General features: G+C 32.4%; 12 protein-coding genes and 1 other RNA gene. 6 read left to right on the forward strand and 7 right to left on the reverse strand.

From position 1 onward, the window contains the following. Positions 1-32: 32 nt before the first annotated feature. Positions 33-791: a hypothetical protein gene (locus tag MODO_RS07815; protein WP_006260710.1), complete on the reverse strand. Its 759-nt coding sequence runs from the start codon at positions 789-791 to the stop codon at positions 33-35. Positions 792-895: 104 nt separating this feature from the next. Next, entirely contained in the window at positions 896-2,662 is a 1,767-nt protein-coding gene (locus tag MODO_RS07820; protein WP_006263017.1) for a M23 family metallopeptidase, read from the reverse strand. 112 nt (positions 2,663-2,774) lie between these two features. Between MODO_RS07820 and MODO_RS07825 the strand changes: the two genes are divergently transcribed. The 4 genes from MODO_RS07825 (at position 2,775) to rny (ending at position 5,166) form a co-directional block, all read left to right on the forward strand. Further along, on the forward strand, positions 2,775-3,065 hold the full coding sequence (locus tag MODO_RS07825; RefSeq protein ID WP_006257032.1) for a coiled-coil domain-containing protein: 291 nt from the start codon (positions 2,775-2,777) through the stop codon (positions 3,063-3,065). 7 nt (positions 3,066-3,072) lie between these two features. Next, positions 3,073-3,381: a cell division protein ZapA gene (locus MODO_RS07830; RefSeq protein ID WP_006257033.1), complete on the forward strand. Its 309-nt coding sequence runs from the start codon at positions 3,073-3,075 to the stop codon at positions 3,379-3,381. 58 nt (positions 3,382-3,439) lie between these two features. Continuing rightward, positions 3,440-3,547, forward strand: a non-coding RNA gene (gene ssrS, locus MODO_RS18900) — 6S RNA. 53 nt (positions 3,548-3,600) lie between these two features. Next, positions 3,601-5,166: a ribonuclease Y gene (gene rny / locus MODO_RS07835; RefSeq protein WP_006263016.1), complete on the forward strand. Its 1,566-nt coding sequence runs from the start codon at positions 3,601-3,603 to the stop codon at positions 5,164-5,166. 50 nt (positions 5,167-5,216) lie between these two features. Here rny and xerD read toward each other — a convergent pair whose 3' ends face one another. Next, complete coding sequence (gene xerD / locus MODO_RS07840; RefSeq protein WP_006260706.1) at positions 5,217-6,131, reverse strand: site-specific tyrosine recombinase XerD; 915 nt, start codon at positions 6,129-6,131, stop codon at positions 5,217-5,219. Positions 6,132-6,219: 88 nt separating this feature from the next. Continuing rightward, the gene (locus MODO_RS07845) at positions 6,220-6,885 is read right to left on the reverse strand and encodes an outer membrane beta-barrel protein (RefSeq protein ID WP_006257036.1); all 666 of its coding nucleotides are present in this window, start codon (positions 6,883-6,885) and stop codon (positions 6,220-6,222) included. Between the two features lie 417 nt (positions 6,886-7,302). Between MODO_RS07845 and aroQ the strand changes: the two genes are divergently transcribed. Further along, positions 7,303-7,719: a type II 3-dehydroquinate dehydratase gene (gene aroQ, locus MODO_RS07850; RefSeq protein ID WP_006257037.1), complete on the forward strand. Its 417-nt coding sequence runs from the start codon at positions 7,303-7,305 to the stop codon at positions 7,717-7,719. Continuing rightward, positions 7,719-10,211 (forward strand): DUF5686 family protein, encoded by a 2,493-nt coding sequence (locus MODO_RS07855; RefSeq protein ID WP_006257038.1) that lies wholly within the window; start codon positions 7,719-7,721, stop codon positions 10,209-10,211. The genes aroQ and MODO_RS07855 overlap by 1 nt, the downstream gene beginning before the upstream one ends. Before the next feature lie 566 nt (positions 10,212-10,777). Here MODO_RS07855 and murA read toward each other — a convergent pair. The 3 genes from murA to MODO_RS07870 form a co-directional block, all read right to left on the reverse strand. Further along, positions 10,778-12,091: a UDP-N-acetylglucosamine 1-carboxyvinyltransferase gene (gene murA / locus MODO_RS07860; protein ID WP_006257040.1), complete on the reverse strand. Its 1,314-nt coding sequence runs from the start codon at positions 12,089-12,091 to the stop codon at positions 10,778-10,780. Beyond that, positions 12,091-12,798 carry a DUF4290 domain-containing protein gene (locus MODO_RS07865; RefSeq protein WP_006257041.1) on the reverse strand — a complete coding sequence of 236 codons (708 nt, stop codon included), beginning with the start codon at positions 12,796-12,798 and terminating at the stop codon, positions 12,091-12,093. The genes murA and MODO_RS07865 overlap by 1 nt, the downstream gene beginning before the upstream one ends. 95 nt (positions 12,799-12,893) lie before the next feature. Next, a complete protein-coding gene (locus tag MODO_RS07870; protein ID WP_006260705.1) occupies positions 12,894-13,178 on the reverse strand; it encodes a DUF493 family protein in 285 nt (94 codons plus the stop codon). Positions 13,179-13,258 lie beyond the last annotated feature (80 nt).

The following is a 13,258-nucleotide window of genomic DNA, read 5'->3' on the forward strand; positions in this document are numbered from 1 at the left end:
AAAACTCGTGAAGCAATTCACGAGTTTTGTTTTTATTTATCTACTTCTATTTCTGCATTGATATGAAGTGGGTCATAACTGATAACTTCCCAATCTTTACTCAACAAGTCAATATAGTAGTAGTTTACATTATCATCTTTGTCAAAAGCACCATTCTTATTGATATCTTCTATTGTTCTAAAGTACAATCTATTCTGACTATCAATAACTGTCCAATCTAACAGTTCATGTAGATCAGCACTTAACTTTTTAAAGTGTGTACCATCTCCCCTACTAATATACAAGGTCTTGATATCATTAGAGTCTACCTTACCATCTCTATTCGTATCTGCATCGAATAAGCTATATACTAATATATTCTTCTTTGTCTTCTCTGCTATTGTATTAAGGTAAGATACATTCTGTATCTGCACTTTCTTATCTGTTAATGGTCTGATCTGTAAAGAGTCTTTATGTTGGAACATAAGGTTCTCTAGATACCCTGTTAGTTCAAAAGGCGCATAGTTAGATACGGTATAAGAAGTTTGGTTTACTTTACTCATACCACTTTTAGAAGAATAGCTATATACTCTAATCTCTCCTATAGGATGAATCAGGTGATCTGATTTGCCCATCAGAATAGGAAGATCAGCAATGCGAATATCTTCTGAACGGTCTCTTTCTTTTACCACTTCAGTCGTAGCAGCAGAGGTACCGTCATCTTTATAAATAACTTTTGGTTTTTCGCCTTCTTGTTTACAAGCTGTTACTAAAACTAATGCGCTTAAAAACAGGGTTATTCTTACTTTCATAATAGAAAATTTAATACTTCAAAGATACATAATTAGTGTTTCTGTACACAACACTACTTTGGCATTTTTTCAACAAAGCTTTATAGTCAATAATACGAAATCCATTATCCTCTAAAGAAGTGTGATTCAAAGGTTCCTTCGTTTCCAACATTGTCCTTTACTTTTATAACTACATCATTTCTACCTGTCACTACTTTGCCATCACTAAACTTGTGAACAATCTTACGTGTCTTGTAGTCATAATCCAATAATATCCAATTGCCATTGATAAAACCTGTAATGGTATTAATACCTGACAAATCATCTTTAATCAAGAAAGAGATCTGAGATTCTTTAGTTAACCACTGCCCTTCTGTGAAACTTGGTTTCTCTATAACAGGCTCTTTTTCATCCACTAAGATTTTATAGTCTCCAAAGCTCTTGGTATAAATCGACCACAGATTACCTTTCTTAGCCGTTTTAAAGTAATCTCTTTTACCTCCATCTACTCTAGCAATAAATGCTTTATCACGATTAGAGATATTCATAGAAGACGTATCAAATGACACAAGGATATTCTTAGCTAGAGGAACAACAGGTTTGTGCAACTTTAATACATCATCTTCTACAGACATATCCATCAAGAAGTCATTATAGAATGTCTTAATAGGAAAACTCACTGTTACATTCTTTTTCTCAAAAATATAGTCTCTATCCGTAACTATCTTGTATTCTCCTTTTGCTTCTGATTTCTTTACTTTAGCAGTAGCATCTGTATATTCTACAGGGATATTAATCGTTTTCTTATTTCCATGATAATCTGACAACACAATACTATAGTTATAGTTCTGTCCACTCTTTACAGAGATAATCCCTTTAGTAGGATCTACTTTTAAAACTGATAAGCTGTAAGGTTTCTCATAAAACAGTTTTTGTACTTTTTTCTTTGTTGAAACATAGCGTTCATAGTCAATTAAAGCATTGACATAACCTGTCTCAGAAAAAGAAAAAGTATCAAATTTATAAGAAAACAAAGCCTTGCCATTCACAAAAGTCTCTACCATATACACCCCATTCTTATTTGCATTAAAATTAGCTGTATCATGAATATCTATTCCAAAACTAATATCTCCTCTTGCCTTGACAGGAGAGGTCAAAAAGCTACCATCAGACTGTGTCACATAAGATAACTGCTGCGGAGTCTCATTATCATTAGCCATAGCTCCAACACCAACAGGGTATACATAAAGCCCATTAACGGTAGGTGCTTGAGTATCTGTTAACAATTTATCCATTCCTTCTTTTAAAGGATTAATGATATTCTGTGTCTTTGTGTCACGAATCTCATAGTGAAGGTGAGGTCCACCAGATCCACCTGTATTCCCGGTATATGCAATGATTTGACCTTTCTTTACTAATACTTCATTCTTACGAGGAAAAATCTCTATCTCAAAGTTCTTCTCTGAATAATGTCTATTCAACACAAGAGTAGCAATATCGCCAGCATAAGAGTCTAAATGCCCATAAACAGTAGTCTGTCCATTAGGATGATCAATATACAGAGCCTTACCGTATCCCCAAGTTGACACTTTGATACGAGATACATATCCGTCTGCAGGAGCATAAACTGGTAAACCAATTCTCTGTTGTGTCTTTATATCAAGACCTGTATGGAAATGAGTACCTCTTAACTCTCCAAAATTACCTGAGGCATGTATACTTATATTTAAAGGACTATCAAAGGTTTCGGTATTCTGTGCATACGCAAAAGTTCCTAATACACTTAAAAAAAGACTAGGTAGTATTCTTACTTTCATAATTTTTAAAACATTTCTGCTAAAATACATAATAACCCTAGAAAAAATAGTATTATCTCTAAAAATGAAACACATAGCTAAAAGCTGTTTAAAGAAAAAGATAAATAACCTTTTTTTTTACAGAAAACTTTTTTAAATTTAAATACTAATTGTAACTTTGTTGAAAGGATAGTGAATAACAAGTATAATGAGCGAGCTAACTGATATTATTAATTCTTTAGAGGTAAAGTTTGCTAAACTTATGCAAAGGCTAAGTGTCTTGGAAGCAGAGAACAAACAGTTAAAAACTAGTTTGGAGCAAGCTCAAAAAGAGATTCTTAAAAATGAGGAGCAATTAGACTCTATTTATAAAAAATATGAGTCAATACAATTAGCTAATTCACTATTGGGCAGTGAAGAAAATAGAAGAGATACGAAACTCAAGATAAATTCATTGATTAAAGAGATAGATCAGTGTATAGCTCATCTCACAAAATAGGAGAAATATGAGTCAAAAAGATGAACAGTTAAAAATAAAACTATCTATAGCTGATAGGGTATATCCGCTGACGGTAGCTTATTCGCAAGAGGAAGGACTGCGATCGGCATCGAAGAAGATAGATTTAATGATACATCAATTTGAGGAAAACTATGCTGTAAGAGATAAGCAAGATGTTCTAGCGATGTGTGCATTACAGTTCGCATCACAAAACGAACAAAAGACAATTGATACTACAGATAGTTATAACAAAGCTGTAGAACGTTTAATCAGGCTGGATGAAGCTTTAGATCGTGTACTTTCTAAAAAAATATAACAATTCGTTCTTAACATAAGATACTAAAAATACTGCTCACATTAGTACTGTTTGATAAACTCAACACAAACAAATTAAAATGGGTGAATCTTTGCAACTAAAGCATGCTGCCTTGCGCAGATCCTTGAAAAGCAAGCTAACTCAAAACTTGTTAATAAGAGAGTTTACGCGACTCAAACTAATGTGGGCTTTTTTTATATATAATTTATAGAAACATTTATGGAAATACTAATGTACATTGGGGTAGCAGTAATAATAGGCGCTGTAGTAGGCTTCATGGTAGCGAAGTACCTTGAAAAAAACCATGCTTCCTCAATATTGTCTAATGCTCAAAACGAGGCCAAAACGATATTGCGTGATGCAAAGACTGATGGAGAGGCAATTAAAAAAGAGAAAATATTACAAGCTAAAGAAAAGTTTATAGAGTTAAAATCTGAACATGAACAAGTAATCTTAGCTCGTGATAAGAAGATGGCAGAGGCTGAGAAAAGAACTAGAGATAAAGAATCTCAAATTTCAAGTGAATTAGCTAAAGCAAAGAAAGCAAATGATGAAAGTGAGAAAAAAGTTGCTGAGTACAACAATAAACTTGAAATCATTGAAAAGAAACAAGAAGAGGTAGATAGACTTCACCGTTCTCAAGTAGAACAATTAGAAATCATCTCTGGTCTTACAGCTGAGGAAGCAAAAGCTCAAATCGTAGAGAGTCTTAAAAATGAAGCAAAAGCAAATGCTATGGCTTCTATACAAGAAACTATCGAAGAAGCGAAACTTACAGCTCAACAAGAGGCTAAAAAGATTATTATCAATACTATTCAACGCATCGGTACAGAAGAAGCTGTAGAAAACTGTGTATCTGTATTCAACATCGAGTCTGATGATGTAAAAGGTAGAATCATCGGTAGAGAAGGTAGAAACATTAGAGCTATAGAGGCTGCTACTGGAGTAGAAATTATTGTAGATGATACTCCTGAGGCTATTATCTTATCTTGCTTTGACCCTGTTAGAAGAGAGATTGCTCGTCTATCTCTACACAGATTAGTAACAGATGGTCGTATTCACCCTGCTCGTATCGAAGAAGTAGTAGCTAAGACGACTAAACAAATCGAGGAAGAAATTATCGAAATAGGTAAGAGAACTGTTATTGATTTAGGTATTCACGGTCTACACCCTGAACTAATCAAAATAGTAGGTAGAATGAAATACCGTTCTTCTTATGGACAAAACTTATTACAACACTCACGTGAAGTAGCTAAATTATGTGGATTAATGGCTGCAGAGTTAGGCTTAAATGTTAAGTTAGCTAAACGTGCTGGATTACTTCACGATATCGGTAAAGTACCAGAAACAGAAAGTGAATTACCACACGCTATCCTAGGTATGCAGTGGGCAGAAAAATACGGAGAGAAACCTGAAGTATGTAATGCAATAGGGGCTCACCATGATGAGATAGAAATGACTACATTAATCGCTCCGATTATCCAAGTATGTGATGCTATCTCAGGTGCTAGACCTGGTGCTAGACGTCAAGTATTGGATTCATATATTCAACGTCTTAAAGATCTAGAAAGTATAGCTAATGAATTCGGAGGAGTTAAAAATGCTTATGCTATTCAAGCAGGACGTGAATTACGTGTTATCGTAGAAAGTGAAAAAGTAACTGATGAAATGGCTGCTACTCTTTCTTTCGATATCTCTCAAAAAATCCAAACTGAGATGACTTATCCAGGTCAAGTGAAGATTACTGTAATTAGAGAAACTAGAGCAATAAATATTGCTAAATAATAAAGACAACAAGTCACAAAAAAGAGCTATTCAAATGAATAGCTCTTTTTTTATATCTTACCAGCACGTGGATGAAATTCTTCTAATACCGACCTCAAACGCTCTGTACTAATATGTGTGTATATTTCTGTTGTAGTGATAGACTCATGTCCTAGCATCAATTGAATAGCTCTAATATCAGCTCCATTCTCTAATAAATGCGTAGCAAAAGAATGTCTAAATGTGTGTGGACTAATATTCTTCTCTAAACCTACTTCTACAGCTAATCGCTTAATAATAGTAAATATCATAGCTCGGGTCAATTGCCCTCCTCTTCTATTCAAAAATAAAATATCAGAACTATCTTTCTTAACTACCTGATGAGAACGTATAGAATCATTATACAATACGATTAGTTCCATACTATTATGATCAATAGGTACAAAACGATGCTTACTCCCCTTACCTATCACACGTATAAAACCTTCTTCAAAAAAGAGATCAGATAACCTAAGTCCTACTAATTCACTTACACGTAAACCACAGCTGTACAATACTTCTAACATTACTTTATTTCTAAAGCCTTCTGGAGTAGATTGATCAATTGCCTCTATAAGTATATCTATTTCTTCTACACTTAATACATCAGGTAATTTACGTCCTGTCTTAGGTGTTTCTATCAACTCTACTGGGGAAACCTTTAGATAACCTTCTAAGATAAAGTAATTAAAAAAATTCTTTAATCCTGATATTATACGCGATTGGGTGGTAGGTGCAACTATATCAGCAATACTATACAAGAACTCCTGTACCACACTTGCATCTATAGCCTCTAATAAGACTTGCTCATCATACCCTTCTATATACCCGATAAACTTACGAATATCTAATTCGTAACTTTCTATCGAATTAAGCGAGAGTCCCCGCTCTAACTTTAAATAAGTAGTAAACATCTTAATAAATCCTTCCCAATACCCAGAAGCCATAGTACATTCTTTTATATCCCAAATATACAAACAAAAAAAGAGCCTCTAAAAAGAGGCTCTCTATATTCAAAATAAGCTTTTATTCTAATTAGAATTTGTAAGTTAAACTAAACTTAGCATTATCAAAGAAGTTATTGAAAATGTTTAAGTTAGATTTAGTATTTGAAACTGTTGCAACTTTTGTTCCAGCTGCCTTAACATTGTAATTCTCGTAAAAGAAGATATCTCCCATATTAAATCCAAGAGCAATTTTCTCAGTTACAAAGTAATTAAATCCAACAGTAACTCCAGTTTTAATACCTGTTGCTTTTACATCAGCAACTCCACCTCTAATTTTTGCCTCATTATATCCAATACCTACTTCAGCAAAAGTTTTAAAACGTCTTCCAACTTCTAAAAAGTAGTAACGTCCAAATGCTCCTGCATATGTTGTATTAACATGGTCTCCTTTTAAATCCTCAATTCCATCAAATCCTTCAAAACTATTTAAACCAAGTTTTCCAAATCCTAATTCAACACCAACAGCGAATTTATCTGATAACATATATCCTACTTTTGGAGTAAAGTTAAATTCTGTTGTTTTGATATCAGATCCACCATTCTTAGGTTTAACTGTTACATCATTAATTTGGAAAGCCCCTTCAACGAATACATTAGATTCTTGGAATCCGAAAGTTGGTTTTTCTGTTTCTTGTGCGTTAGCAGTGAACCCGAAAGCTGCAACTGCAACTAATGAAAGTACTAGTTTTTTCATGTTTTTAAGCTATTTTTAATTAACAATCCAAATGTAGCGACTATCACCAATAGCGATGTAATTTTTAATGATAAAATAACAATTAGATAACATAAAATCTACAAAAATCACACTAAAACACTAATAAACAATATAATATAAAATAAAAAACAATTCATAAATATAAGTTAAAACAACTGTTTTTAACCATAACAAAACAATTATTATTCGATTTTATACTAAAACACCAGCTATATAAAACCATTTTTAACATAATAAACAGCACAAACCACATAAAACAACACTAAACACTATTCTTATAAGTGTGAAATACTATTTATAAAAACACTATATAACACACATAAGAAGCATTAACTTTTTTTTTAAGCAACTGATTAAGTATTAAATAATATATTTGTCAGAAGTAAATTAAACTACATGAAAATATTAATTATAAATGGTCCTAATCTGAATCTTCTAGGAAAAAGAGAACCTGATGTATATGGTCACACCTCTTTTGAAGATTACTTTGAAGTATTAAAGGCTAATTATCCTGAAGTAGAACTCGAGTACTATCAGTCTAATATAGAAGGAGAACTAATTAATAAAATACATGAAGTAGGTTTTAGCTATGATGCTATTATCTTAAATGCAGGAGCGTACACGCATACCTCTATCGCTATAGCTGATGCCATCTCAGGTATAACAGCACCTGTCATCGAAGTACATATCTCTAATACACATAAGAGAGAAGATTTTAGAAAACATTCTTATATATCACCAGTATCACATGGAGTAATATTAGGCTTTGGTCTAAAAAGTTACGACTTAGCTATTGCTTCTTTACAGTTATAATGAAACATTCTTTTTCTAAGTATATTACTTCTATATGCGTTGTGATACTATCTATATACGGTAGTTATGCACAAGACAACACTGTAAATGGTAAAGTCATAGACTTATATGGTAATCCTATAGAGAATGCTACAGTATTTGTAAAAAAAACGGATAAACAGACTATCACTAACCAGAATGGAGAGTTTCAGATAGAAATAATTCCAGGTCAATATATCTATGCTCAAAAAGAGGATTTTACAATTAGAAGGATAGAGTACACTCCAAATAAAACTAATGCACAAAAACTAGAGCTAGTCCTTACTCCTTTAGAAGAAACAGACATCTTTTACGATAATCCACAAGATGAATATGCCATCTTCATTATGGATCTAGCTAGTACGCATAAAAAAACGAATAACTTAGAGAAATATACTCTTGACTATTATTCTAAAGGTAATCTTCAACTTGCATCAGGAAGAGAAACATTCTTAGGGCAAAAAAGAAAAGACCTAGATCCCTCACTTGATATAACAGATGTAAATAACTTTATCTATCTAGGAGAGTTATCTTCTCAACAAACAGTTTTAAATGAAGATTATGGAAAAGAAAAAGTTATCGCCTTCAATGAAATAGGAAAGGCAAAAGATCTTTTCTTCTTAACAGCAACAGATAGTGATATTAATTTATACGATAAAATCGTTTCTAATCAGATTAATGTAATCTCTCCTCTGATGTCCTATGCTAAGACATATTACTATTTTAAATTACTGAAAAAAGACACTGATTCTTTAGGAAATGATATATATACAATAGGTTTTACCCCAAAAAGGGATAGAGAACCTATCATGGAAGGTAAAATAAAAATCACTAGTGATAAATGGCAAATTACAGAACTGTATGCAGCTATGAATGGAGAAAATGTTGGATTAAAGAATGTAAAACAAGTCGTAATAACTCAACAGTATAAGCATAATCCATTACTAAATCTATATCTTAAAGAAAGTCAAAACCTATATTTGAAAGGGAAATTCTTAGTATTTGACTATGTTGGTTCATTTAAAGCGCATTATACAAATTACCAAACAGACAACTCTATTAATAAATCACAATTCAGCAATGAACTAATCCAATATTCTAATAACTTCTTACATCAGCCAGAAAGTTACTGGGAAAAGAATAGACCATATCCTTTATCTAAAAAAGAGATGGCTACTTTCAATGAACAAGAAATAAAAATACAAGAAGCAACAAGGGTAACATTAGATTCTATAGATAATAGAACTAATAACTTCACTCTTTTTAAGTTAGTCAAGGGATATCAACATTTAAACTCTTATAAAAACTCGGCTATTACCTATCGTGGACTTTTATCCACATTCGCATTTAATGCGGTACAAGGATTCAATGTTACTACAGGCTTAGACTATGTAAAAGTAAAAGACGACTACTCTCAAACTAAACTAGGTACAATCGTCAACTATGGTATCTCCGAAAATAAATATAGAGTATCTGGATATGCATCTCATATCTTTAATCAAATAGACTATAATACAATCACTATATCTGGTGGTAGTACGATATTACAGTTTAACCAAGATGATCCTATTAAAACGCCTATTAACTCATTTGCAAGTGCTTATTTTGGTAAAAACTATGCAAAGTATTTTCAGAAAAGTTACCTTCAAATCAAGTATGAACAATATGCTTTTAATAGATTTAAGTTTAGTGGTTTATTAGAGTATGCTCATAGAAGAGCATTAAATAATAGTCTTAACAGCCCACCATTTGCACCACAAAAAGACTTTACTTCTAATAACCCATTAGACCCAACGGATTTTGATAATGCACCATTTAAAGATAATTCTATCTTTAAATTTAACTTAGGGCTAAACATCATCTTTGACCAAAAAATAATCACTTATCCAGATTACAAACAATATTTACCTACTTCTAAATATCCTATTATATCACTTACATTAGATAAGACATTGAATGCTACAACTAGTAATTATAACTATACTTTTGTATCATTTGCAACACAGTACAATGATAATATCGGTAAAATAGGAAACTTATACATAGGGCTAGCTGCAGGAAAATACCTTGAACAAAATGATATCGCCTTCACTGACTATAAACACTTCAATGGAAATAGAACTTTTATAGGATCTACCGCTGTATATAACAAACAATTCAACTTACTACCCTACTATGAATATAGTACAAATAAATCTTATGTTGAGTTTCACCTAGAACACGACTTTAGAGGGTATATCATGAATAAAATTCCTTTATTAAATAAGACCCGATATTCTATCGTAGTAGGATACCATATGCTGAATGTTCCTGATAAAGATGTGTATGGAGAATATAGTATAGGCTTAAATAACTTTGGTTTTGGAAAGTTTAGACCTTTTAGAATAGACTTCTTTAAAACTGTTTCGAATGGACCTTATAAGAATTTTGGTTTTGTATTCGGTATTAAAGTACTTGACTTAATCCAAAAATAATAACGCTGTATTAGTATTTGATATTTAACTCTCGTTATTAATGTAGATCCTTACTTTACGAGCTTAGTTTAGTGAATTCTTAGTTGTCTACAATTACACAAAAGATAGAATAACCACAGCTTCAAAAAGCCGAATATTAAAATATCAAAAAACGACATTCATATATAAGTATATTCTTTTTAGTGTGTATTGAGTAGTTAATGAATTTTGCTCTGGTATACTAGCAGATTGCTTGCAGGTTTCTTGCACATTTCTTCGACAAAAACACCTTCTAGGCAGGAAAACCCCTAGAAATCTCCTAGCAAACCTCTAGAAAGTGCAAGCCTTACGCCTTATATCTATTCCTAAATACTAAAATCACAACTCGTATACTAGTTTAAGATAATAATTGCTCTTTCACTTTAACGTATTCATACCTAATGGTATTACTTTTAAATGATACTGTTATAAAGTCTTTTAAATCAATATTAGGATTACAACTAAGAACTATCTATGGAGAGATATACTACAAAAAAGCACAAAAAAAAGAACTAAGCTTGACTTAGTCCTTTTAATATATTCTTATACTATTCTTCTATTCTTTCTATATGAGCTCCTAGAGCACGTAGTCTATCATCTATAGCTTCGTATCCTCTATCTATTTGCTCTATATTCTGAATCTCGCTTACTCCCTTAGCTGATAGAGCAGCTATCAATAAAGATATACCTGCACGAATATCAGGAGAAGACATCTTAGTAGCCTTTAACTGAGACTTAAAGTCATGTCCTATAATAACAGCTCTATGCGGATCACATAAAATAATCTTAGCTCCCATATCAATTAGCTTATCCACAAAGAATAATCTACTCTCAAACATCTTTTGGTGGATTAATACCTCTCCTCTAGCTTGTGTCGCTACTACTAAGATAACACTTAACAAATCAGGTGTTAGTCCTGGCCATGGCGCATCTGCTATAGTAAGTATAGAACCATCTATAAAGTTTTGGATTTCATATCCATCTGTATGAGCTGGAATATAAATATCATCTCCACGCTTCTCTAATGTAATTCCAAGTCTTCTAAAAGTATTCGGTATCACACCTAAATGCTCCCAACCTACGTTCTTAATCGTAATTTCACTCTGTGTCATCGCTGCTAACCCAATCCATGAACCGATCTCTATCATATCTGGTAACATCGTATGCTCACAACCTTTTAGTGCTGTCACTCCTTCTATAGTCAGTAAGTTAGACCCAACACCTTGAATCTTAGCTCCCATAGAGTTCAACATCTTACACAGTTGTTGGATATATGGCTCACAGGCTGCATTATAGATAGTCGTAACTCCTTCTGCTAATACAGAAGCCATTAGTATATTAGCAGTTCCTGTTACAGATGCTTCATCTAACAACATATCAGCACCTACTAACTTCTCTGCTTCTACTCCATAGAAATATTCTTCTCTATTATATCTAAATGTAGCACCTAATTTTATAAATCCATCGAAATGCGTATCTAATCTTCTACGTCCTATCTTATCTCCTCCTGGTTTTGGGATATATCCTTTTCCAAAACGAGCTAATAAAGGCCCAACCATCATAATAGATCCTCTTAAGGCTTTACCATCTGTCTTAAAGTCATCTGAGATAAGATAATCTAAATCTAACTCATCCGCTTGAAATGACATCTTATTAGGACCTAACTTTTCAATTTTAACTCCTAATTTGCCTAATAACTCTATTAATTTATTTATATCAATGATATCCGGTATATTAGAGAGTACAATTTTTTCTGGTGTTAATAAGACAGCACATAAAATCTGCAATGCCTCATTTTTAGCACCCTGAGCATATACCTCCCCTTGTAGTTTAAAACCTCCTTCAATCTTAAATGTACTCATTACTTCTTACCTTTTGAATGATAGTTATTACTTTTATATTTCTTATTGTTATTGTTGTTGTTAGAATTACTCTTCTGATTATTAGAGTGATTCGTTTTGTTAGATTGTTTCTTATTTACCTGCATTAAGTTAGCAGTAGTAGATAATTCTTCTTCTTTTTTAAATAAATTAATCTTTCCATTAGACAGCTCACATAGATGCTCAAAGATCACTTCGTCTTTCACTGTTTCTTTATTCCAACTCAGATAACTCTTCTTCATATGATTAGCGATCACTAATATCAAGGCATCCTTCATCTCACCATCTTCCCAAGCGATAGCCTTATTTATCATATAGGTAATATTATTACCATAAAATCTATATTTAGGGTGATTCTGAGGATAGGCTAATTTACCAGGTTTTGTAAAGATAGTTTCTTGTGTTGCAATAGGAAATGGGCTATCAACATCTAATTTAAACTCAGACATCATGAATAGTTGATCCCATAACTTATGTTGAAAATCAGGTACATCACGCAAGTGCGGATTCATACTCCCCATCACACTAATAGCGTACTTAGCGCCATTATTTCGCTCTTCTCTATCTTCGATTTTACAAATATGGTCTATCAAACTATGTAGATGACGCCCATATTCTGGTATTATCAATGGTTTTCTTAAGGAATTATAATCTAAGTGAGTTACTGCTTCTTTGGAATCAAATTTCATATTATCTATACTGTTATATTGGAATAATTACTTATTAAGTTATTTATATATAACTCCTAATCAAGTAATTTATTTAAAAATAGGTAAAAAAAGGATTATAAAGAAACTATTCCTTCAATAGTTGAAACTGCAATGTATTTATCAATGATTTCTTGTGCATTCTTCACTGTAAGTTTTACAGAAACACTTGCAAACTTACCTGTACTAGAGTTCTTAATTTGAATATCTGCATTACAACCATCAAAAGCTTCTTCTACTCTGGCAATTTTCTCAGGTTCACCTGGCACTATAAATTTATAAAGGTAAGGTCTTGGCCACGTTTTATCGTCTTCTAATTGCTCTTTTAATCTTTTATAAAATTCTATTGTCTTATCGTCCATATCGTTTTTATTAGGCAAATATAATCAAATTAACCACTATAATTTTCAAAAGATGTAGTTAAAACTCTTTTGCAGACCAC

Source organism: Myroides odoratimimus (genome assembly GCF_001485415.1).
GTDB lineage: Bacteria > Bacteroidota > Bacteroidia > Flavobacteriales > Flavobacteriaceae > Flavobacterium > Flavobacterium odoratimimum.